This window comes from Bacteroides fragilis NCTC 9343, from assembly GCF_000025985.1.
GTDB lineage: Bacteria > Bacteroidota > Bacteroidia > Bacteroidales > Bacteroidaceae > Bacteroides > Bacteroides fragilis.
Genome location: NC_003228.3, coordinates 1800951 through 1822443 on the forward strand (window position 1 = coordinate 1800951; position 21493 = coordinate 1822443).

The 21493-nt window shown below is 36.0% G+C and carries 23 protein-coding genes; 17 read left to right on the forward strand and 6 right to left on the reverse strand.

Features of this window, described 5'->3' with window-relative positions:
- Nucleotides 1–15: 15 nt before the first annotated feature.
- The 6 genes from BF9343_RS07095 to BF9343_RS07120 all read right to left on the reverse strand — a co-directional run bounded on the left by BF9343_RS07095 (nt 16) and on the right by BF9343_RS07120 (nt 5214).
- Nucleotides 16–579: a hypothetical protein gene (locus tag BF9343_RS07095; RefSeq protein WP_010992550.1), complete on the reverse strand. Its 564-nt coding sequence runs from the start codon at nt 577–579 to the stop codon at nt 16–18.
- An 18-nt stretch (nt 580–597) separates the two neighbouring features.
- Complete coding sequence (locus BF9343_RS07100; RefSeq protein ID WP_224223174.1) at nt 598–1227, reverse strand: hypothetical protein; 630 nt, start codon at nt 1225–1227, stop codon at nt 598–600.
- A gap of 2 nt (nt 1228–1229) precedes the next feature.
- The gene (locus BF9343_RS07105; RefSeq protein ID WP_224223173.1) at nt 1230–2618 is read right to left on the reverse strand and encodes a hypothetical protein; all 1389 of its coding nucleotides are present in this window, start codon (nt 2616–2618) and stop codon (nt 1230–1232) included.
- A gap of 349 nt (nt 2619–2967) precedes the next feature.
- On the reverse strand, nt 2968–3330 hold the full coding sequence (locus BF9343_RS07110; protein ID WP_010992554.1) for a hypothetical protein: 363 nt from the start codon (nt 3328–3330) through the stop codon (nt 2968–2970).
- A gap of 470 nt (nt 3331–3800) precedes the next feature.
- On the reverse strand, nt 3801–4715 hold the full coding sequence (locus BF9343_RS07115; RefSeq protein WP_041926190.1) for a DUF4373 domain-containing protein: 915 nt from the start codon (nt 4713–4715) through the stop codon (nt 3801–3803).
- A gap of 151 nt (nt 4716–4866) precedes the next feature.
- Nucleotides 4867–5214, reverse strand: a complete 348-nt coding sequence (locus BF9343_RS07120) for an SH3 beta-barrel fold-containing protein (RefSeq protein WP_010992556.1) — start codon at nt 5212–5214, stop codon at nt 4867–4869.
- A gap of 1085 nt (nt 5215–6299) precedes the next feature.
- On the opposite strand from BF9343_RS07120, the gene upfY reads away from it, so the two are divergent.
- The 17 genes from upfY to BF9343_RS07210 all read left to right on the forward strand — a co-directional run bounded on the left by upfY (nt 6300) and on the right by BF9343_RS07210 (nt 21477).
- On the forward strand, nt 6300–6860 hold the full coding sequence (upfY, locus tag BF9343_RS07125; RefSeq protein ID WP_077687899.1) for a capsular polysaccharide transcription antiterminator UpfY: 561 nt from the start codon (nt 6300–6302) through the stop codon (nt 6858–6860).
- Nucleotides 6861–6871: 11 nt separating this feature from the next.
- Complete coding sequence (locus BF9343_RS07130; RefSeq protein WP_010992559.1) at nt 6872–7354, forward strand: UpxZ family transcription anti-terminator antagonist; 483 nt, start codon at nt 6872–6874, stop codon at nt 7352–7354.
- 32 nt (nt 7355–7386) lie between these two features.
- A complete protein-coding gene (rfbA, locus tag BF9343_RS07135; protein WP_010992560.1) occupies nt 7387–8277 on the forward strand; it encodes a glucose-1-phosphate thymidylyltransferase RfbA in 891 nt (296 codons plus the stop codon).
- Entirely contained in the window at nt 8277–8852 is a 576-nt protein-coding gene (rfbC, locus tag BF9343_RS07140; protein WP_010992561.1) for a dTDP-4-dehydrorhamnose 3,5-epimerase, read from the forward strand. The genes rfbA and rfbC overlap by 1 nt, the downstream gene beginning before the upstream one ends.
- 20 nt (nt 8853–8872) lie before the next feature.
- A complete protein-coding gene (locus tag BF9343_RS07145) occupies nt 8873–9262 on the forward strand; it encodes a hypothetical protein (RefSeq protein ID WP_008659260.1) in 390 nt (129 codons plus the stop codon).
- A gap of 19 nt (nt 9263–9281) precedes the next feature.
- Nucleotides 9282–10598: a UDP-glucose dehydrogenase family protein gene (locus tag BF9343_RS07150; RefSeq protein ID WP_010992562.1), complete on the forward strand. Its 1317-nt coding sequence runs from the start codon at nt 9282–9284 to the stop codon at nt 10596–10598.
- A 9-nt stretch (nt 10599–10607) separates the two neighbouring features.
- Nucleotides 10608–11549, forward strand: coding sequence for a UDP-glucuronic acid decarboxylase family protein (locus tag BF9343_RS07155; RefSeq protein ID WP_041926191.1), 942 nt, complete (start codon nt 10608–10610; stop codon nt 11547–11549).
- Entirely contained in the window at nt 11542–12981 is a 1440-nt protein-coding gene (locus BF9343_RS07160) for a lipopolysaccharide biosynthesis protein (protein WP_010992564.1), read from the forward strand. The genes BF9343_RS07155 and BF9343_RS07160 overlap by 8 nt, the downstream gene beginning before the upstream one ends.
- 194 nt (nt 12982–13175) lie before the next feature.
- A complete protein-coding gene (locus tag BF9343_RS07170) occupies nt 13176–14102 on the forward strand; it encodes a glycosyltransferase family 8 protein (protein WP_010992565.1) in 927 nt (308 codons plus the stop codon).
- Nucleotides 14099–15013: a hypothetical protein gene (locus BF9343_RS07175; RefSeq protein ID WP_010992566.1), complete on the forward strand. Its 915-nt coding sequence runs from the start codon at nt 14099–14101 to the stop codon at nt 15011–15013. The genes BF9343_RS07170 and BF9343_RS07175 overlap by 4 nt, the downstream gene beginning before the upstream one ends.
- Nucleotides 15013–15966, forward strand: a complete 954-nt coding sequence (locus tag BF9343_RS07180; RefSeq protein WP_010992567.1) for a hypothetical protein — start codon at nt 15013–15015, stop codon at nt 15964–15966. Before BF9343_RS07175 ends, BF9343_RS07180 begins: the two co-directional genes overlap by 1 nt.
- 13 nt (nt 15967–15979) lie before the next feature.
- A complete protein-coding gene (locus tag BF9343_RS07185; protein ID WP_010992568.1) occupies nt 15980–16777 on the forward strand; it encodes a glycosyltransferase family 2 protein in 798 nt (265 codons plus the stop codon).
- A complete protein-coding gene (locus BF9343_RS07190; protein WP_010992569.1) occupies nt 16777–17913 on the forward strand; it encodes an O-antigen polymerase in 1137 nt (378 codons plus the stop codon). Before BF9343_RS07185 ends, BF9343_RS07190 begins: the two co-directional genes overlap by 1 nt.
- 7 nt (nt 17914–17920) lie before the next feature.
- The gene (locus BF9343_RS07195) at nt 17921–18700 is read left to right on the forward strand and encodes a glycosyltransferase family 2 protein (RefSeq protein ID WP_010992570.1); all 780 of its coding nucleotides are present in this window, start codon (nt 17921–17923) and stop codon (nt 18698–18700) included.
- On the forward strand, nt 18688–19506 hold the full coding sequence (locus BF9343_RS07200; protein ID WP_010992571.1) for a glycosyltransferase family 2 protein: 819 nt from the start codon (nt 18688–18690) through the stop codon (nt 19504–19506). The genes BF9343_RS07195 and BF9343_RS07200 overlap by 13 nt, the downstream gene beginning before the upstream one ends.
- 11 nt (nt 19507–19517) lie before the next feature.
- The gene (locus tag BF9343_RS07205) at nt 19518–20414 is read left to right on the forward strand and encodes an NAD-dependent epimerase/dehydratase family protein (protein ID WP_032575302.1); all 897 of its coding nucleotides are present in this window, start codon (nt 19518–19520) and stop codon (nt 20412–20414) included.
- Nucleotides 20415–20529: 115 nt separating this feature from the next.
- On the forward strand, nt 20530–21477 hold the full coding sequence (locus tag BF9343_RS07210) for an MraY family glycosyltransferase (RefSeq protein WP_010992573.1): 948 nt from the start codon (nt 20530–20532) through the stop codon (nt 21475–21477).
- The last annotated feature ends 16 nt before the right edge of the window (nt 21478–21493 follow it).

The following is a 21493-nucleotide window of genomic DNA, read 5'->3' on the forward strand; positions in this document are numbered from 1 at the left end:
CTTTTGAAATCATTTTTAGAAAATCACTCCAATGCCTAAAGACAAGGAGTTTCTAGTACTATTCTCACGCTGCATTATATCACTGGTTACATATGAATTAATATTTCGGAATTGTTTTAGATTATATCCAAACTGGAAATTAAGTCCAAAATGTGAACGAAACATCTTTTTATAACCTATTCCTAAATCCCACATCATACCTGTATAAGTCTCTTGTTTACCTATTACCGCATATCCTATATTAGTAAAGGCATATAAATCAGTATGTTTTTTAAAAGGCGCATAATGTAAACTAGCGAACAAAGGAAACGTATTATAGCCTGGATTTTCATATCTGTCAGCTCCTACTCCTACACCCGCGGACAACTGCTGAGTAAAATTATACAATGCAGATAAATGTAAAGAGTTACCATACATCTTACTATCTTTCCTCGAAATGCTATATCCTGCTTTCTCAAATAACCCAAACTGGTAATGATAATCTAAGAATATGTTTATTTTAGATTGAGCAAAAGAAGATATAGGGAGTATACCTAATAGGAATAGAATTATACTTAATGTTAAAAATCTTTTTTTCATTTCTTGTATTGTTTAAATTTATATATAAAAGTTTATACCTGCAGCATAGGGAAGTGTTTCTTTTGAGTAATATTTTTCTCCCGATGGAATATTGCCGTTTAGAATATTATCTAATCTAAGTGTACTTCCACCAACCCACACGGTAAATTTACACCCTTTTGGCGTTTTTAAAGTTAAGCCTATTTTTACTGTATAATAAAATTGAAAAAATTTACTATTTCTCCTTACGTGAATAGAGTTTTGATCTTTAATGTTTGCAAACCCATTTAATAATGAGAATTCATTCTCTAAAGAAAGAAGTATATTATTATCTGGATTGAGCGAACAGTATACTTTGGGTGATATACTAGTTGTAAAACAAGTTATACCGTAATTTGCAACGACAGCAGTACTAAGTGTACTTGTCTTATTACCGCCAAAATATCCAACTCCTATCTTAGGTTCTACACTCAAAAAAGATATTCGATGAAAAAAGAAATCATATCCTCCATGTAATATTCCACCGCCTAACTTCTGATTAGAATCAAAATCTCCAAACAAACCATCCAATCCAATAGAAAAAGATCCCTTAATAAAATCTCTGGAATGGACGGTAATATGACTACATGTGACAAATATACAAAATATAATCAGTCTTCTTACACTCATAGTCATTTTGCTTCCTTCACAATTTTCATGCCTCTCCAGTCATTACCTAAACGTCCACAAATAATGGCTTCCCCTCCTCTCATTTTAAAACTATTCTGACTTAATGTTTTAGAAACTGCTTTAGCCCAACTTATAATATTTGATGGAAGTTTTTCTGGATTTATTGTCACATAGATATTAAATTTACTAGAGAACACATGAGTTATGGATTTTTCATCATAAGTTTTTCTTACGTCATTTAAAATAATCAAATATACTTGTGATCTAGTGGCTAAGGATACGGCATGAACGGTGGGTTTACGCCCTGAACCTATGGCAGAATTACCCCTTTTTAGGAAAATTTTGAGGCCTTCTCCCACGACATTAAGAATATCTTTCATCTCTACCTCAGCAACATACAGGTCAAGAAGATTACCTTTTCCGATTGAAGATATTTGAGCCGGTGTAATGCCACCAACGATCGGGATAGATTGTTTGGGAATTCCCTTAAGCGAAGGATCATCAATCTTAGTGACCAATATGATATTTTTCCATCCGATACGTAATTCATCAGCCTTAGTTTTGGTCCATCCAATAAAATTCTTCTTCTGCATCATTCCGGTAACACCTGACTCAGAATATACAACATAATGATATGCATATAATCTTCCCCGTACTCGTCTTTTCTTATTGAATTTTACGCTGTAGTATTTATCGTTGCCAAAGAGTCCTTGTCTAATCCCTCCTAACCATGTATGCCTATCTGCATTAAATTTGGGAAAACTATTATAATTAGGCTCGGAAACGGACGCTCTAGTCGAAATATCCTCAGTATTCCAACTATCATCAGGCAAATATATTTCTTCCTCTAAGATACTATCAGGAAATGTTTTGTAACGGTAAATTCCATCAGATAACTTATATAATTTATCACCGACCAGAATTCCCAAAGAATCCATCTTGTATACATTACGAAATTGGGTTTCTTTTTCTTTAGGAAAAAAGTAGGTACCATTATGATTTATCTTATAAATAGTATCATTGACTTGTAGTTCTCCCAAGGGATTCAAAAGTGCAGCGAAAGCTTTGTTAGGCACTAGCGTATCGTAGCCAAGAGCTTCATAATAACTCTCACCAGTCGCACGGGTAAGTTTGTTGCATGGTGATAATAAACTCTCAAAAGTAATACTTCGTGTTTGATTTATTTTACTCGTACTCTTTTCCCCCATTTGTATTGCAGAAAGTAAATCTTGCGATGATTTAAAAGTTAATCTCTCAAAACGATTCAATTCTTTAAAGACTGTTTGTTGCGATCCTTGCTCAATAAAAGGATAAGTTTCATCTTTACATGATCCCCAAAGTGCAGTACAGACGATAGTAAAAAAATAAATAGAAATACTTTTCATTCTCATAATTAAGAGGTTGTTTTAAAATATTTGAAATATTCTTTAGTGGATGTATATATATCTTTGATGTTGAAGTAGTGTTGATATACTCCACAGAACAGATATACAGTAAGCAGTTCCTCATCAGTGAAGACAGGATTTGCATTGTTACTGAATCTTCGGCAGTTGAACTTCAGTGAAAACCGATAACATCGCAGATATACATATATATTTTTATAAGTTTTAGCTCTTTCTCCTTGGGAATCATAATTAGAATAATGAGTAGTTTTATTCTTCTAATATACTGATTTTTAAGGAGATTAAGAAATAGACAAATAAGCTAACTGGCTGATTGATAATGTTTTAATAAACAGAGTCAGAAAGCGTTTTCAACTACTGATTCGCATAAATAATAGGAATTGTGTTCAGGATTATCCTGTGCTAGCAGAGGAACACATAAATGGAGTGTGTCTTGTTTCTGAAGAACCATAGAAACATTTTCCCATTTAGGGCTTAAAATCAAGTTCTTATAAAGTTCTGTATTATTAAAGTTTTCATCAAAATTGATTTTGGAGTAATTAATGATGTCAGTTATTTGGCTCTTTAATAGTCCTGAGGAATCAGATTGTTCATTAAGAGTAATAATAGGGATATTATTATCCCAAGCATTGTCTTCATTGCCACAGGACATAAAAACTAAAAAAAATAGACTGAGAAAGAGTGATACAAAATACTTCATAATGTTTAGGTTAGGTCATAAATTATCTAATGTATTTGCCGCAAATATATTATAATGCAACTTAATTTAAGTTCTTAATCTTACAGAAAATGTTGGGCAAGATAAAAAATACCTAATTGTAGGTATTTGTTGGAGGTGTGGAAAATGTTTTTGCAACAAGGGTATATCCTTAGGTGAGAATAATATCGTAACAATTAACATTGTTAACTCCCCTTCTCAGCCATTTTTATTCTTGTGTGCAAATAACAAGTCTTTTGCATTTAAAACACTTGTTATTTGCATCTAAAGAATAAACTTTAACTTTGTGTTAAAACAAAGCTTTTACTGACAGATGTTTTGAACTTTTAATAGTTTGTATTTCAGCTTATTAAGTTTGATCTTTACTTCTTAGGCTCACTGAAGATCTCTGTAGACTAAAACCGATATACTTGCTTTTTTGTCAACTACAAATCGGGGACTCATACTCCCTGCTATCTTCTTTTCGCCTTGTTCAGTGCCGCTATCAGATATCTTCCTTTTGCCCCTATGTCACTCCAGCAAGTGTTGGCAATCAGCCGCCACACCGTCGTTCCCTTTCTTCCATAGTCCGACAGCCTGAGAATGCCATTTACCTCGCTTACCTCGTTGATCCCCAATCTTTGGAGCGTATCCGTCAGTCCCGGATAATTGTGCGTCATCGTATTGAAAGCGTATCCCGGTATCGGGAGAGAAGCAGAATCCTCCTTCCTTTCTTCCTCCTTCCCCTCGGGGGGAGCTGAGGGGGGGAATTCTTTATTTTCCTTTGCTCTACTTTTCTTTACTTTACTTTGTCCGAAATTGCATGCATTTTTTGCGTTAACGGCTACATCGTGTACTACATTTCCCGGGCTAACGGCTACATCTCCTGTGCCGACAGCTACTTTTCCTTCTTTAAGCGGTTTGGGTCGTTCAATTTCCTGTTGTGTGGATGCATTGTCCGGTTTGCCGCTTTCCTTTTCCGGTTTATCGTTTTCCTTTTCCGTTTTCACCATCAGGTAGGGGAGTTCCGACAACTCTCTCTTTCTCCGCTTTGTCGCCTCCATCCATACCTTCTGTATGTTTTCCGAAGTCAGTATTCCGTTTTCCAGATAACTGTTTCTGTCCATTATCCCTTTGATAAAGAGGATCTCAATGATCCCCTGCACCTCAGCGACCTGTACCTCCCTTCCTGCCTTGTTGGCAAAAATCAGGCACTGTTCTTCATCCCAACGGATGAAGTATCCCTCCTTGTATATTTTACACAGCAGTTTCAGTACGATTGCCGGGCCCTTTATTCCGTATTTAGCTTCTATCACTTCCATTGCGTTCTCTTCCATGAAGTTTACGCCCACCGGGAAATAGTTGATCCCGTCATATATTGTTGCCATATTTGTTTTTTTTAGATTAGTTGTTTGTACTTTCAATAATACATTAATATATTCACCACAAATTACTCCGGATTCCCAAAGACGTTTTCACTTGATTCCTTAAAATAGAAATCATTCATCTGTGAAAATCCGTGTAATCTGTGGTGGCGCCCTATACGATCGGTCGCCACTCCATGAAGTTCTCCACCTGGAATGTCGTCCATCGCTGTTCGTCCACATTCCAGTAGACTACTGCACCTTCAATTTGTGTGGGATCATACTTCTTGTGGAATTCCGCTTCATAGTAGATCAGTGTCGCTTTCACCAACCTGAAGTCTCCGTTCTGCTTCTGATAAGCGATGGCTGCGTGCCCGTATTGCAGGTGGTCGGTCAACGCTTCCAGGCGTTCCGCCATCCATTCGGCACATTGTACGGTATATCCTTTCTCAAAGACAATCCGTCTCTTCCATCTCAGTTTCATGGCTTCACTTTGTGATGCCGGTCTTTTTTTCCGTTTCATACGTATATTTTTTAAGTTGATAAAATGTTATCGCCACGAAGATAGGGGACGTTTCATGTAAGGCGGATTATCATAATTCATTGTGCGTATTTTTGTGGATGGCGGGTTTGTGCTGTCTATTCTTTTCCACTTCTTCCCAAATGCTGCTGATATAGACTAATATTGAACTGATGGATAATGGTTTAAATACTCCGTTTTTAATATTTCCGATTAGTCTTTTTTCATTGATGTAGCGTGCGAGTGAAGCCTGACATGTATTGATATTTTGTATGTTCGCATCTTCTATGTAGGATTCTATCAACGCTTTGATAAGTTCTCCTTTATGCGAAATTATTCCACGTATCGGTATTCCTTTCTTTCTGCCTCTTGTTTCTTTAACTATTTCTGTATTAGATTGTTGCGCTTTGTTAATAGCGTTTTTTTACACTTTTGTCCACAATCTGAAATAATCCTTTTTCTTTGTCCATAATTTCTTTTATTTTGTTAATAACTAAATGTTGTTAATTTGTTGCAAAGGTAGAAAGGAATCTATCGGTAGGCAAGTAAAGATGGAATTAAAGAGAAAATGAACGCTTCTGATTAGATAACTATTTGGTATATAGTATGATATTAATTGAAAAAGTGAGTGTTTCAATAGACGTTCGTTTAATTGAACGCAAAGATAGGGGGTATTTTTAGAACTACAAAATGTTTAATAAAAAAAATGATTTTTCTCTTTTGATTGTTATCCCAATATCTTAAACCACAGGTATTTATGAATTAACAAAAAACAGTTTATTATCTGTCTGATTTTGTTTTCTGTTCTCTTCTGATTTATATACAAAAATCATGTGTTTTTAAACGAACGTCTATTGAAACACTTTTTGTTTTCAATACCCTCGTTTAAAGGCTATTATAATAAATAACTATTTTCTGCCTCTCCTTCTGTGATAGTGGAGGGTCATTAAATAACATGGATGCACTGAATTTTTCATTAAAATCCGCATTACATAACTTGACCGGGAGGTATGCTTCGCTACTCCGGTGTCCCCAAAGAACATCCTGACGTGAACGACATGACAACATCCGCATCTATCGAATCTTCGATGGAGCGTTCTCAATCCCTCCTGTCTTCTTCCGCTTTGAACTGGTATGCCTTGCGTATCACTTACGGGCGTGAACTGGCTTTGCAGGAGTACCTCAATTCGGAGGGGATCGAGAATTTCATCCCCATGCACTACGAATATACCATTAAAAACGAGCGTCGGGTTCGTAAGCTTGTTCCCGCAGTTCATAATCTGGTTTTTGTCCGTTCCTCGCGTAGTTGTATCGATGCCATCAAAGAGAGCAAGGGCACCACGCTTCCTATCCGTTACATTATGGACCGTGAATACCATCGTCCCATCATCGTTCCTGATTCTCAAATGCGTAATTTCATGGCGGTCTCTGCGAATTATGATGAATCCCTGCTTTATTTCGAACCTTCCGAGTTGAACATCCGCAAGGGTACCCGTGTGCGTATCACCGGGGGGCTTTTCGAGGGGGTGGAGGGCGAGTTTGTCCGTGTCCGCAATGACCGTCGTGTCGTAGTCACCATTGAAGGAGTCATGGCTGTCGCCACCACTTTTGTCCATCCTTCATTGGTCGAACCTGTCATCGAAAAATAACATAAAAAGATATGAACTATTTAGAATCCGAAATCTCCGCCCTTTATGCTTCTGCCCATGAACTTTGCTACTTAGGCATGGACGGTCGGCCGATCTACAGTGATCAATTCACCCGTCTGAATCGTGATGTTTTTTCTCAGGCTAATGCCTTGTACGACAAGCGTGGCAATAGTCATGAAGAAGAGGCCCGGTTGTGCCTGTCGCTCCTGATGGGATATAATGCGACTCTCTATAATAACGGTGACAAGGAGGAACGTATTCAGCATATTCTGGATCGTTGCTGGGATGTACTGGAACATCTGCCTGCTTCTCTGTTGAAAGTTCAACTGTTAGTTTATTGTTACGGAGAGGTTTTCGACGAGGAATTGGCCCGGGAAGCTCAAGCTATCATCGATACGTGGCAGGACAGAAAGTTGTCGGAAGAGGAGCGTGAGGTGGTAGAACGCCTGAAGGATGTGCAAGAGAATCCGTATCCTTGGAGTGAGGTGGAGTGATATGTTTGTATAGTAATTTAATAAGTATATTGATGAAAGGTATTGTCTTGGCCGGTGGTTCGGGCACTCGCTTATATCCGATCACCAAAGGAGTCAGTAAGCAGTTGCTTCCGATATTTGATAAGCCGATGATCTATTATCCTATCTCTGTACTTATGTTGGCAGGGATTCGTGAAATATTGATTATCTCCACTCCTTATGACTTACCCGGCTTTCAACGTTTGCTGGGTGACGGTTCTGACTTTGGAGTACGTTTTGAGTACGCCGAGCAACCTTCTCCCGACGGCTTGGCACAGGCATTTATTATTGGTGAGAAGTTTATAGGCAATGATTCTGTATGCCTGGTTCTTGGCGATAATATCTTTTATGGGCAAAGTTTTACCCGTATGCTGCGTGAAGCAGTCCATACAGCCGAATCGGAGAACAAAGCAACTGTTTTTGGTTATTGGGTAAGCGATCCCGAACGCTATGGTGTAGCGGAGTTTGACAAGGCTGGGAATGTTCTCAGTATCGAAGAGAAACCTGAGGTCCCTAAGTCCAATTATGCCGTTGTGGGTCTTTATTTTTATCCCAATAAGGTGGTGGAAGTAGCCAAGAGTATTCAGCCTTCCCCTCGTGGAGAATTGGAAATCACGACGGTCAATCAATGGTTTCTGTCCGATCGGGAACTGAAGGTCCAGCTTTTAGGGCGGGGTTTCGCCTGGTTGGATACAGGCACTCATGATTCTTTGTCCGAAGCAAGTACATTTATCGAGGTTATTGAAAAGCGCCAAGGGTTGAAAATAGCATGTCTGGAAGGCATTGCACTTCGTCAAGGGTGGATTAATTCTGATAAAATGAAGAAATTGGCTCAGCCTATGTCGAAAAACCAATATGGGCAGTACCTTTTGAAAGTAATTGATGAATTAGCTGCAGACCAATAATGAATATAATAGAAACTGATATAAAGGGCCTTGTGATTATTGAACCTCGTTTGTTTCGTGATGAACGCGGTTATTTCTTTGAATCTTTTAATCAAAATGTGTTTATAGAGAAAGTTTGTAAAACGATGTTTGTCCAGGATAATGAATCTAAGTCGAGTTATGGAGTGATTCGTGGTCTGCATTTTCAGAAACCACCTTTTGCACAAAGTAAGTTGGTCCGGGTTGTGAAAGGCTCTGTTCTTGATGTAGCTGTCGATATCCGCAAAGGCTCTCCCACATTTGGAAAACATGTTTCGGTTGAATTGACAGAGGATAATCATCGTCAGTTTTTTATTCCCCGTGGCTTTGCTCATGGCTTTTCTGTTTTAAGTGAAGAAGTGGTTTTTCAATATAAATGCGATAATTTTTATGCTCCTCAGTGTGAAGGAGCTATTGCTTGGAACGATCCTGATTTAGGTATTGATTGGAAAATACCAATGGAGGAAGTCATTTTGTCAGAGAAGGATTCTTGCCATTCAGCCTTAAAAGATGCCGCCTGGTTATTTGATTATTATGATAAACAAGATATGCTCTAAGGCGGACATTGACAATTAATATGTTTTTAAATGAGTTAAAAGACATAGCTTGGCAGTCTGCTCAGATTGTGGAAGAGTATAATCCTGCTCGCATTCGTAAAGATGCCTGTGGAGCTTGGATTGCCTATGCTGATTTTAATAATCGCAATAGCCTCTTTGGATGGGAATTGGATCATATTTATCCTGTTTCGCGTCTAAAGTTGCAGAATGTACCGGAGGAACTGTGGGATAATCCGTTAAATATTCGTGCTTTTCATTGGCAGAACAATCAGAGTAAAGGTAATTCTTATCCTATGTATACGGCTGTTGTTTCAGATGAAGGTGCAACCAATATGAAATGTGAAGCTGTTTATTTGGTGAATGAAGCATTACAATACAGCCTTCGCAAACTTTTTAAAATAACCGAATAATCATTATTTATTATAGCTTATGAATATTGCAATAGTAGGTACAGGCTATGTTGGGCTTGTATCAGGAACTTGCTTTTCCGAAATGGGTATCAATGTTACTTGCGTGGATGTAGATGAAAAAAAAATCCAGAAACTTCAGGATGGTGTTATGCCTATCTATGAACCGGGGTTGGATGAATTGGTGGAGCGCAATGTCAAAGCCGGACGGCTCCATTTTACCACCGATTTAACTACTTGCCTGGATGAAGTGGAAATTATTTTCAGTGCGGTAGGTACTCCGCCGGATGAAGATGGCAGTGCCGATTTGAAGTATGTTTTGGAAGTGGCCCGTACAGTAGGGCGCAATATAACAAAACATATTGTTTTGGTTACAAAGAGTACTGTTCCTGTAGGTACGGCAAAGAAAGTTCGTGGGGTTATTCAGGAGGAGCTTGACAGGCGGGGTGTGAACATCGAATTTGACGTGGCATCCAATCCCGAATTTTTGAAAGAAGGAGCTGCCATTAAAGATTTTATGGCGCCCGATCGGGTAGTAGTCGGTGTTGAAAGTGCAAAGGCAAAAAAAATAATGGAGAGACTTTACCGTCCGTTTACCTTGAACGGTTATCCTATCCTGATGATGGATGTTGCTTCTGCTGAAATGACAAAATATGCTGCCAATGCTATGCTTGCCACACGTATCAGTTTCATGAATGATATAGCTAACCTTTGTGAACGTGTTGGCGCTAATGTTGACAATGTTCGCAAGGGCATGGGGGCGGATTCCCGTATTGGAAGTCGTTTCCTCTATGCCGGATGCGGCTATGGGGGATCTTGCTTTCCGAAAGACGTAAAAGCATTGGTTCATACCGGTATTCAGAATGGTTACCATATGCAGGTGATTGAAGCGGTTGAGGCAGTGAATGAAAAGCAAAAAAGCATTGTCTTTGATAAATTGCTGAATGCTTTTGGAGGAAACCTGCAGGACAAAACTGTTGCTATGTGGGGATTGTCGTTTAAGCCTGAAACTGATGATATGCGTGAGGCCCCGGCGTTAGTTGTTATTGAAAAACTGTTGCAGGCTGGTGCTATCGTGAAAGTTTTTGATCCGGTTGCAATGGAAGAAACGGAACGCCGTATCGGCAAGCAGGTAATTTATTGCAAAGACATGTATGAGGCTGTGATAGATGCTGATGCCATTGCCTTGATGACGGAGTGGAAACAGTTCCGCATGCCAAGTTGGGCAATCATCCGTAAAGCGATGAAGAATTTTGTTGTAGTGGATGGTCGTAACATTTATGATGGTGAAGAGTTGAAAGAGTTAGGTTTTACATATTCTCGTATCGGACAAAAATAAAAAACTTTGATGAAACGAATTTTAGTAACGGGTGGTGCCGGATTCATAGGTTCCCATCTTTGTGAGCGTTTGCTCAATGAGGGTAATGATGTTATCTGTTTAGATAATTATTTTACAGGGAGTAAAGACAATATTCGTCATCTTCTGGATAATCATAATTTTGAGTTAGTCCGCCATGACGTGACTACTCCTTATTATGCGGAAGTGGATGAAATTTATAATTTGGCTTGTCCGGCTTCTCCTCCCCACTATCAATATAACCCGATTAAGACCATGAAGACTTCTATTTATGGTGCCATGAATATGTTAGGATTGGCTAAACGTACGAGGGCTAAGATTCTTCAAGCTTCTACAAGTGAAGTTTATGGCGATCCTTCCATTCATCCACAGGTTGAGGCTTATTGGGGAAATGTGAATCCTATCGGCATCCGCTCTTGCTATGATGAAGGTAAACGTGCTTCGGAAACCTTATTCATGGATTATCATCGTCAGAATGGGGTACGTATAAAGATTATTCGTATTTTTAATACCTATGGTCCTCGAATGAACCCGAATGACGGGCGTGTGGTGTCTAACTTTATTGTTCAGGCTTTAAGGAATCAGGATATTACAATTTACGGTAATGGTAGCCAGACCCGTAGTTTTCAATATGTGGATGATTTGATTGAAGCAATGACCCGGATGATGGCTACGAATGATAGTTTTATCGGTCCGGTCAATACAGGTAATCCAAGTGAATTTACGATGCTTGAATTAGCTCAAAAAGTAATAGACTTAACTAATTCAAAATCTAAAATTGTTTTTTGTCCGTTGCCAAGTGATGATCCTAAACAGCGCAAACCGGATATAAGTCTGGCAAAAGAAAAGCTGGCAGGGTGGGAACCTCAAATAAAGCTTGAAGAAGGACTGAAGAAAACGATTGCATATTTTGAGCAGAAAATAGATGAGTGAGTCTTTAAAACATCAAGCCGTTAAAGGTATGGTGTGGAGCGCTGTAGAACGATTCTCTGTTCAAGGTGTTCAGTTTATTCTTGGTATTATTATTGCCCGTTTGGTTTCTCCTTCTGAATATGGATTGATAGCTATGTTGGGGATATTCCTCGCTATAGCACAGACTTTTATAGATAGTGGTTTTTCGAGTGCATTGATTCAGAAAAAAGATAGGACGGATATAGATTATTCTACAGCGTTTTATTTCAATCTTGCTATAGCTGTTATTGTTTATGGCATTCTGTTTTTAACTGCTCCACTTATTGCAGATTTCTATGAAGAATCGCAGTTGGAGGTTATTACAAAATGGATTGGACTAAATTTAATAATATCAGGATTTTCTATCGTTCAGCGTGCGAAGCTTACTGTGAAACTTGACTTTAAAACACAAGCTAAAGCCTCGTTGCTTGCAGTCCTGTTTAGTGGAGTAGTAGGAGTTGTATTGGCATATAAAGGATTTGGCGTATGGGCATTGGTGATACAAGCATTATTAAATAATTTATTAGATACGTTGTTGCTGTGGATTTGCACTAAATGGATGCCATCATTTGTATTCTCGTGGAATTCTTTTAAAACTTTGTTTTCATTTGGATCAAAACTTCTTTTATCTGGTTTATTGCATACTGTTTATATTAATTTATATAGCTTGGTTATTGGTCGGAAATATTCGGCTACAGATGTTGGATATTATAATCGTGCTTATTCTTTAGCACAGTTTCCTTCAATAAATATTGTGGGCATTATTACTAGGGTTATTTACCCGGTGCAATGTGAAATGCAAGGTGATGATGAACAATTAAATAGATCTTTTATTCAGTATCTTCGTATATCTTGTTACATCATTTTTCCATTAATGGTTGGCCTGTCAGTATTGGCAAAACCCTTGGTTCTTGTATTATTGACAGAGAAATGGTTGCCCATGTCAGATTTGCTTTCTATTCTTTGTATTGCCTATATGTGGTATCCCATGATGGTTATTAATAATCAAATATTAAACGTAAAAGGGCGTGCTGATTATTTTTTGAAAGCTGAGATCATAAAAAAAATATTGGCTATAGGAATTTTAGTGACAACAATTCCATTTGGAATAAAAATACTTTGCTTAGGCGTTTTATTGTATAATCTTTTAGATGTCATTATTATAATATACTTTGCAAAGAAAGTTGTATTGACAGGGTATTTTCAACAGATAAAGTCGGTACTTCCTCTCTTAATGTTATCTTTAGGCATGGGAGGATGTACTTATATTTTTATGCATTTATTTACTAATCCATGGATTCAGCTTTTTATAGGTATTCTTATTGGGCCTATTTCATATTTTATATTTAGTTGTTTTTTCCGTATAAGAGAATTTAAACTTGTTTTATCTATTGTAAAAAGAAATAGATTGTGAAGTATGAGTACATTGGCTATGGCAGTATATAATGTTAAAAGGTATATTGAACAAGTTTTACTATCAGCATTGAATCAAGTTTTTGAGAGTGTTGAATGTCTTATAAATAATAAGAAGATAGTACGAAGATTATTTAAATATATGGTGGAGAGGGGAAAACTTGTATGTATAATTAAATCTGGAATTTAGTAATTATGGATATAGTGCATTGTATAGATAATAGTTATGTCGCTCAATGTGGAGTAACTATAACTTCTGTTTGTGTGAATAATGTAAATGAAGTAATTCTATTTCATATATTGACAACTAACTTATCGATCTTCAATCGAGAAATGTTAAAAAAAATAGTGGATAAGTATAGACAAAAAATAATATTTTATAATGTAGATGAGTATCTTTTGAATAAATGTCCTCTACGTGAAGGAGATCATGTTAGCTTAGCCACTTATTTTAGAATTCTGATGCCGGATATTTTGCCTAAGAGTTTAAATAAAGTTTTGTATCTAGATTGTGATTTAGTTGTTTGCAAGAATATCAAACGTTTATGGGATACAGATATTTCAACCCATTCATTAGGAGCTGTGTACGATGGAGGCACAGATGATATTCGAACTTATAATCGCTTGAAATACGATATTCGACAAGGGTATTTTAATGCAGGCGTTCTATTGGTTAATTTGGCATATTGGCGTGAATTTCATATTTCTAATAAGTTGTTAAAGTTTATAGAGCAATATCCTGAGCGTTTAATGTTTTGGGATCAAGATGCTTTAAATAGTGTTTTGATTCAAACGACTAAAATTTTACCTTTTAAATATAATATGTTAGATGCATTTTATACAAAGGAATTAGCTTTACGAGAAGAGTACTTGTTTGAAATAGAAGGAGCATTGTGCGATCCTACTATTCTTCATTTTTCATCTCCTAATAAACCTTGGCTCAAAACATGCGATCATCCTTTGAAATCTTTCTTTTTTGAATATTTGAAAAGAACATCTTGGAATGATAAATTCCCAATATATCCATTTAATATGAGTCTCAAAAGTCGTTTATGTTTGTTTTTGTGGAATAAGGGGATTGTACTTAGTAGAAAAGAATTAAAATATCGTGAATTGTCATGAAAACTGCTGTACTTTTTTTAGTCTTTAATCGTCCAGATACTACTGTTCGTGTATTTGAAACAATTCGGCAAGCCCGTCCTCCTCGTCTGTATGTAGCTGCGGATGGTCCTCGTAAGAATAGAACAGATGAAAATGAAAAATGTGAAAAAACTCGTTCTGTAATTAAACAAATAGATTGGAATTGTGAAGTCAAAACATTGTTCCGTAATGAAAATTTGGGTTGTGGAAAAGCCGTTAGTGAAGCTATTACCTGGTTTTTTGATCAGGAGGAAGAAGGTATTATATTAGAAGATGATGTATTGCCTCATTCCGATTTCTTTTCTTATTGTGAGGAGCTATTAGAGAAATACAGGGATACTGAGCAGGTTGGGTTTATTTCTGGGCGTAATAATCTTTATGGAGATAGAGTAAGTGACGATTCTTATTTTTTTTCGCCTATTAATCATGTGTGGGGATGGGCTACTTGGAGAAGAACGTGGAAGTTATATCAGTTTGATATAAGAAATATACCTTTTTCTAAATTTGAGAAAATAGTAAATGAATATTATGATGAAAAGAAAGTTAGAAGGTATTGGAGTTTAGTTTATAAAATGATGAAATATAATCTTATAGATACATGGGATTATCAACTTTCCATAATTCTATATATGAATAGAATTTATTCTATTGTACCTAATATAAATATGATACAAAATCTTGGCTTAGGAGAAAATGCCACGCATACTGTAACGGTTGATTATAGAGAAAAAAACTATTCTGGCAAATCTATTCTTCCACTAATGCATCCGCAAGAAATATGTGTAAATAAATTAGGGTTAAGAAAGGAGGTGGAATTTGAACGTCTATATGTTTCGTTGAAAGGATATTACTATGTGTTGTTAAGACTTTATTTGAAAAAAATGAAAAAATAATGAATAAGTACTCAATTCTATTACTGAAAACTATCCGTAAGCTCTATACAAAGTGTAGAAATAATTTTGGTGAGCATTGCTTGAGTTATGAGACTAATCCAGATATTGTTTCCGAGCGAATTTTTAACTTATTATCGAATGATAACCCTTGTATGATAGCTCGTTTAGGAGGTACAGAGTTAAATGCTATGGCGAATTATTTAGGGGTTAGCCAATATCGAAATTCTTATCTATCTTTTATAAAACATAGGACACCTGCTTGGTGGTGGGAATCTTATGTGAAAAATAACATGATGATATATAGTGGATTCTTTCCTATTTCTGAAGCTTCTCTAACTAAGTTTGCCAAAATGATGATTGAAGATTGTGCTCTGGTAGATATATTAGGCTCTTGGAGAGCAGAAGAACTTTATTTTCAAAAGGAACTTCGTAATACTTATAAGGTTGGTTTAAGTCTGTTGGAGCCGTGGTGGGCAGATAAACCATGGACAAGGATTCTTACTGGAAAGAATGTGCTTGTTGTTCACCCATTTGCAGATAGTATATGGCAACAATATCACTACAAACGTGAAAAATTATTTCGTAATGACTCCATTCTTCCTGTTTTCAATTTGAAAGTATTGAAAGCAGTGCAATCTTTAGGTGGAAATTCTAATTATAATGATTGGTTTGAAGCTTTGGAATATATGAAAAAAGAAATAGATAAAGTAGATTATGATATTTGCTTAATAGGTTGTGGAGCTTACGGTTTTCCATTGGCTGCTCATGTGAAAAGAACAGGTAAGAAAGCAATTCATCTAGGAGGAGGACTGCAATTATTGTTTGGAATTCGTGGAAAGAGATGGGATATGCGGGATGAATATAAATCTTTGATGAATGAATATTGGATTAGACCTTCTGAAGATGAAACGCCTGTAGTAGCAAAAAAAGTGGAAGGTGCTTGTTATTGGTAAATTTTAATATTGTATGGAATATTTTTTACCTTTGATTTCTATCGTAACCATATCTTATAATGCGGTTAATCTTATTGAGAAAACAATATTAAGTGTTGTTGAGCAGGACACAGCTGATTTTGAATATATTGTTATTGACGGGGGAAGTACAGATGGAACTGTTGAAGTAATCAGAAAATATGAAAATGCTATTTCATATTGGGTCAGTGAATCTGATAAGGGAATATTTGATGCTATGAATAAGGCACTGTCGGTTGCTAAGGGGGATTGGGTCATTTTTATGAATAGTGGAGATTGCTTCTATAATAATCATGTTCTTTCTGAAATAGCTATTTACATGAAAGATGAAGAAACTGAACTTATATATGGAGATGTAAATTTATTCTCGGGTAAGCGGAATTTTATCTTTAAACAAAGGGTCTCAGGCATTAATATAAATTTGAATTCAGTTTGTCATCAGACGGTATTCATACGTAGAAAATTGCATCCTTATTTTGATGTGCGTTATAAACTGACGGCAGATCATGATATTATATTTGATTTCATAAAGAGGGGACAGTATATTCATGCTAATATAGTAATAGCAAAGGTTTTATTGGGTGGAGTTAGTCATGATGTTATTAAAACTAGTCTGGAAAAATTACTCATTTCTTACCGGAAAGGCACTTTTATGGATTTGTTATTATCGCCTCTTTGTAATATTTATCAGGTAATTAAATATTTTGTTAAGAAATTGCTAATCAGTGCTCTCCCTATTGAACTATTTAATAAAATGTCACGTATGAAATCGAAAATGGAATCGAATTTTTAATGAAAAATCCGGCGTTTTTCTTTTCTTCTGTTTGGGTAATGGTTCTGTGGCTTTATAGTCACCATTATGCTTTGGTTTTGGAAAATTTGAAACAAGAAACAGGTATTTTCATATTATTATCTATCACTGTTTTTTCTTTACCGTTTTTTTTATCCTTTTATCTAAAAAACAGAAAAGAGTACTCCTTAATATTATCCGGAAAGTTAGATGTTAAACTGAAAAAACTTTTAAAATGTTGGATATTGTTTTCTTTTGTTGAAATTCTTGTTTTTCGTTCATTGCCTATATTATCTTTTGCTGGAGTTGAATCCTTTTATACAGAATGGGGAATTCCTAGTCTGCATGGATTACTCAATGCAATAATTATAACAATATCGAATATTATTTTTTATAAATATATGGTACATAAAAAGAAGAAATATTTGATATTTTATTTTTTATGTTTATGCTGGCCTATTTTGTTGTTAACAAGACAAGTTCTGATGAGCATGATATTACAAATGGGGCTTATTTATTTGTATTGCAATAAGATTCAAATTACAAAAATATTTCGATCTGTAGCTATTGGTATCATTGTCATAGTGTTATTTGGTTTATTGGGAGATTTACGCTCTGGAAAAGATGCTATGGAAAACATAGCTGGTATTTCAGATGACTATCCATCTTTTCTACCCAGTGGCTTTATATGGGTATATGTCTATGTAACTAGTCCTTTGAATAATTTGAATCATAATTTATATTTATATCCTGATTTAAACTTCTTACCGTTGATTGCTTTTGGAAATTTATTTCCATCTTTTATAAGAGAAAAACTGTTACCTAACAATATAGGAGTCGCTACAGATTTGGTTAATGATAATTTGAATGTGATGACTATGCACCCTCAGTATCTCAGTGCTTTTGGCTATTTAGGAGCGTTAGTATTTTATTTTCTTTATGGGTGTTTTGTTTTTTATGTTTATCTGAAATTTAGAAAGGAGAGCAATGCTAAATGGATGTTTATGACCGTTGTTCTTACACATAATCTCATTTTATCTGTTTTTGTGGATTTCAATATTAATCTTGTTTTTTTATTTCAACTATTTCTTCACTATTACTTAGGAACTAACTTTTCATTAAAACGTATAGAACGTTAATTTATCAATGTCGGATATTTTAAAATTTTCTGTAGTTATTCCCGTGTATAATGGGAGTAATACAGTGACAAGAGCAGTTGATTCTTGTTTGAAGCAAACTACTTTGCCATGGGAAATTATCATTGTAAATGATTGCAGTAAAGATAACACGTTAGATGTCTTAATTGAAAATTATCAAGGGAATAATATCGTGAAAATATATTCTTTACCAAAGAATAGTGGAGTTTCTGTTGCTCGAAATTTAGGGTGGGACAAGGCAACCGGAGATTTTATTGCTTTTTTGGATGCTGATGATGTGTGGCATCCGTCCAAATTAGAAGTTTTGAACGAATTGAAGCATGGTTATAAGGATGTTTCTTGTATTGCTCATAAATACACTGAGAATAGCTTGCCTGAAGAAAAAAAAATCATGCCAAAATGTAAAATTTTGAAGTTTAGACATTTTTTAATTCGTAACTATTTTAATACTTCTTGTTTGGCTGTTTGTAAATGTATCGGAGAGAGATTTAATGAAACTATGAGATATACTGAGGATCATGACCTTTGTCTTAGAATAGCAAATAAAATGAATATATATTATATTGATTTACCATTGACATCCTTAGGGAGACCACAGCTATCTAAGGGGGGGCTAAGTGGTAATCAATGGGCTATGAGGAAAGGAGAAATGAAATTATACTTTCATGCTTGTAAGCTTCGTTGGTGGCTTTTCCCTTGTCTGCCTCTCTTTTTTCTTTTTTCTATTGCAAAACACCTGTTAAAACTTGGAATGAGATGTATGAAATAACTGCTACTATTGTTACATATAAGAATCCTGATTCTGTTTTATTGAAAGCTATCAATAGCTTTTTGAATACAAAGTTGGAAGTACGGTTATATATTATTGATAATTCTCCCACAGATTATTTAAAAGATATTTCTTATGATCCTCGGGTAGAGTATATTTTTATGAACTCGAATAATGGCTTTGGAGCCGGACATAATGTTATATTGAGAGATCCTGAAAAGATGGGAAAATATCATTTAATACTAAACCCAGATATATCATTTGAGGAAGGGACTTTGGAGAAGTTATATGATTACATGGAGGGTAAGCTGGATGTGGGAAATGTAATGCCTAAGGTTATTTATCCTAATGGGGAATTGCAATATTTATGTAAGCTTCTTCCTACGCCAAAAGATTGGATAGTTCGTATGTTTCTTCCTATTAAAAGCATCAAAAACAGAATTGACTATAATTTTGAAATGAAGTTTGCAGATTATGATAGAGAAATGAATATTCCTTATTTATCAGGCTGTTTTATGTTTCTTCGGAAATCTGTGATAGAAGGAATTGGAGTGTTTGATGAAGGTATTTTTATGTATGGAGAAGATACAGATCTGAATAGGCGTATTTATCGGAAATACAAAACGATGTATTATCCTCAAGTAACTATAACTCACCATTTTGAGAAAGGATCTCATAAAAGTTTACGTTTATTGTGGATACATGTAAAGGCTGCTATTTATTATTTAAATAAATGGGGTTGGTTCTTTGATAAAGAAAGAAGTATAATAAATATAACAGTGAAGCAACAATATATTAGAAAGTAATGATAGATAGAATGAATCTTCTTTTTACAGGTGCTTCTGGCTTCTTGGGGTATAATGTACTTCCATTATTGAAGAAAAAGTATTCAGTAGAAACTATAGGACTAACTTCTCAGGATGATTATATAGTGAATTTAGCAGCAGAGATTCCTAAGTTGGCCGGAAAATATGATGTTATATTGCATGTTGCAGGAAAAGCACACTCTCTGCCTAAGACGGAGGCAGAGAAACGACTTTTTTTTGATGTGAACCTTCAAGGGACTAAGAATTTGTGTACTGCTTTGGAACAAAGTGGCATTCCGAAGTCATTCATTTTTATTAGTACTGTTGCTGTTTATGGTTGTGATTCGGGTGAGAATATCACGGAAGAATATCCTTTGAATGGAACAACTCCTTATGCTCTGAGTAAGATCAAGGCGGAGAAATATCTGGAAGAATGGTGTGCCATGCATAATGTGAAATTAAGTATACTTCGTCCTTCTTTAATTGCCGGTCCTAATCCTCCGGGAAATCTGGGAGCAATGATCCATGGGATTAAGAGTGGTAAGTATTTGAGTATTGCCGGAGGAAAAGCTCAAAAGAGCGTTTTGATGGTTCAGGATATAGCTAATCTTGTTCCTCTATTGATTGAAAAGGGAGGGATATATAATGTTTGTGACAGTTACCAGCCGAGTTTTCGTGAACTGGAGATGGTGATATGCAAACAATTGAATAAGAAGTTACCTTTGTCTATTCCTTATTGGTTTGCTAAGAGTATGGCCGTTTTTGGTGATTGTTTCGGGGAAAAGGCTCCAATAAACAGTTTAAAACTTCGTAAGATCACGCACTCTTTGACTTTTAGTAATGAAAAGGCAATGCGGGAGCTTGGATGGAAGCCTATGAATGTTCTGAAAAATTTTCGGATAGAATAAGGAGGTGCTCTAAATGGAAATTTTTCTTTGGATTATAGGAATTCTAATAGGGATTTTTTTCGCCTTTTTAGGACTTCAATTCTTGTTTTATTTCATTAAAAAGAACGAATAGTTTATGTACTATCTGATAATCTTAGTTCTGCTATTTCTGGCAGAACTTTTTTATTTTCATATTGCCGATAAATATAATATTATCGACAAACCGAATGAACGGAGTTCGCATACCCGGATTACACTGCGGGGTGGAGGAATTATCTTCTACTTGGGTGCATTGGCTTATTTTCTGACAAATCAGTTTGAGTACCCTTGGTTTATGTTGGCTCTCACTCTGGTGACGGTGATCAGCTTTGTAGATGATATCCGCTCCATATCACAAGGACTTCGTCTTGTTTTTCATTTTACGGCGATGGGCTTGATGTTCTATCAGTGGGAGTTGTTTACTCTTCCCTGGTGGACTGTAGTTGTGGCTTTGATCGCATGTACGGGGATTATCAATGCCTATAATTTTATGGATGGAATTAATGGCATCACGGGGGGATATTCGCTGGTTGTACTTGGATCTTTGGCGTTTATCAATCATTGGGTTGTTTCGTTCGTTGAACCGGGTTTGATTTATACCATGCTGTGTGCGGTGCTGGTTTTTAATTTCTTTAATTTCCGTAAGAGGGCAAAATGCTTTGCCGGTGATGTGGGGTCGGTCAGTATTGCTTTTATTATTCTGTTTTTAATCGGTAAGCTGATAATCGATACGGAAGATTTTAGTTGGATTGTGCTTCTGGCAGTATATGGAGTAGATAGTGTGCTGACTATTGTCCATCGATTGATGTTGCATGAAAATATTGGTTTGCCTCACCGGAAACATTTGTATCAGATAATGGCTAATGAACTGAAGATACCTCATGTCGCGGTATCATTGACCTATATGGTGGTGCAGGGCGTAGTTGTGGCGGGATACCTGGTATTACGGGAGTACGGATATGTATATTTGGCAGGAAGCATATTGCTGTTGAGTATATTATATCTGTTGTTCATGAAGAGATTCTTTCAACTGCACCAGTTTTGAGTTAGTCGGTGGTGGG

Excerpts from the sequence above, each read along its gene's own strand:
- BF9343_RS07095 (WP_010992550.1), bottom strand. The coding sequence starts at position 579 with ATGAAAAAAAGATTTTTAACATTAAGTATAATTCTATTCCTATTAGGT.
- BF9343_RS07100 (WP_224223174.1), bottom strand. The coding sequence starts at position 1,227 with ATGAGTGTAAGAAGACTGATTATATTTTGTATATTTGTCACATGTAGT.
- BF9343_RS07105 (WP_224223173.1), bottom strand. The coding sequence starts at position 2,618 with ATGAGAATGAAAAGTATTTCTATTTATTTTTTTACTATCGTCTGTACT.
- BF9343_RS07110 (WP_010992554.1), bottom strand. The coding sequence starts at position 3,330 with ATGAAGTATTTTGTATCACTCTTTCTCAGTCTATTTTTTTTAGTTTTT.
- BF9343_RS07115 (WP_041926190.1), bottom strand. The coding sequence starts at position 4,715 with ATGGCAACAATATATGACGGGATCAACTATTTCCCGGTGGGCGTAAAC.
- BF9343_RS07120 (WP_010992556.1), bottom strand. The coding sequence starts at position 5,214 with ATGAAACGGAAAAAAAGACCGGCATCACAAAGTGAAGCCATGAAACTG.
- upfY (WP_077687899.1), top strand. The coding sequence starts at position 6,300 with ATGGAGCGTTCTCAATCCCTCCTGTCTTCTTCCGCTTTGAACTGGTAT.
- BF9343_RS07130 (WP_010992559.1), top strand. The coding sequence starts at position 6,872 with ATGAACTATTTAGAATCCGAAATCTCCGCCCTTTATGCTTCTGCCCAT.
- rfbA (WP_010992560.1), top strand. The coding sequence starts at position 7,387 with ATGAAAGGTATTGTCTTGGCCGGTGGTTCGGGCACTCGCTTATATCCG.
- rfbC (WP_010992561.1), top strand. The coding sequence starts at position 8,277 with ATGAATATAATAGAAACTGATATAAAGGGCCTTGTGATTATTGAACCT.
- BF9343_RS07145 (WP_008659260.1), top strand. The coding sequence starts at position 8,873 with ATGTTTTTAAATGAGTTAAAAGACATAGCTTGGCAGTCTGCTCAGATT.
- BF9343_RS07150 (WP_010992562.1), top strand. The coding sequence starts at position 9,282 with ATGAATATTGCAATAGTAGGTACAGGCTATGTTGGGCTTGTATCAGGA.
- BF9343_RS07155 (WP_041926191.1), top strand. The coding sequence starts at position 10,608 with ATGAAACGAATTTTAGTAACGGGTGGTGCCGGATTCATAGGTTCCCAT.
- BF9343_RS07160 (WP_010992564.1), top strand. The coding sequence starts at position 11,542 with ATGAGTGAGTCTTTAAAACATCAAGCCGTTAAAGGTATGGTGTGGAGC.
- BF9343_RS07170 (WP_010992565.1), top strand. The coding sequence starts at position 13,176 with ATGGATATAGTGCATTGTATAGATAATAGTTATGTCGCTCAATGTGGA.
- BF9343_RS07175 (WP_010992566.1), top strand. The coding sequence starts at position 14,099 with ATGAAAACTGCTGTACTTTTTTTAGTCTTTAATCGTCCAGATACTACT.
- BF9343_RS07180 (WP_010992567.1), top strand. The coding sequence starts at position 15,013 with ATGAATAAGTACTCAATTCTATTACTGAAAACTATCCGTAAGCTCTAT.
- BF9343_RS07185 (WP_010992568.1), top strand. The coding sequence starts at position 15,980 with ATGGAATATTTTTTACCTTTGATTTCTATCGTAACCATATCTTATAAT.
- BF9343_RS07190 (WP_010992569.1), top strand. The coding sequence starts at position 16,777 with ATGAAAAATCCGGCGTTTTTCTTTTCTTCTGTTTGGGTAATGGTTCTG.
- BF9343_RS07195 (WP_010992570.1), top strand. The coding sequence starts at position 17,921 with ATGTCGGATATTTTAAAATTTTCTGTAGTTATTCCCGTGTATAATGGG.
- BF9343_RS07200 (WP_010992571.1), top strand. The coding sequence starts at position 18,688 with ATGTATGAAATAACTGCTACTATTGTTACATATAAGAATCCTGATTCT.
- BF9343_RS07205 (WP_032575302.1), top strand. The coding sequence starts at position 19,518 with ATGAATCTTCTTTTTACAGGTGCTTCTGGCTTCTTGGGGTATAATGTA.
- BF9343_RS07210 (WP_010992573.1), top strand. The coding sequence starts at position 20,530 with ATGTACTATCTGATAATCTTAGTTCTGCTATTTCTGGCAGAACTTTTT.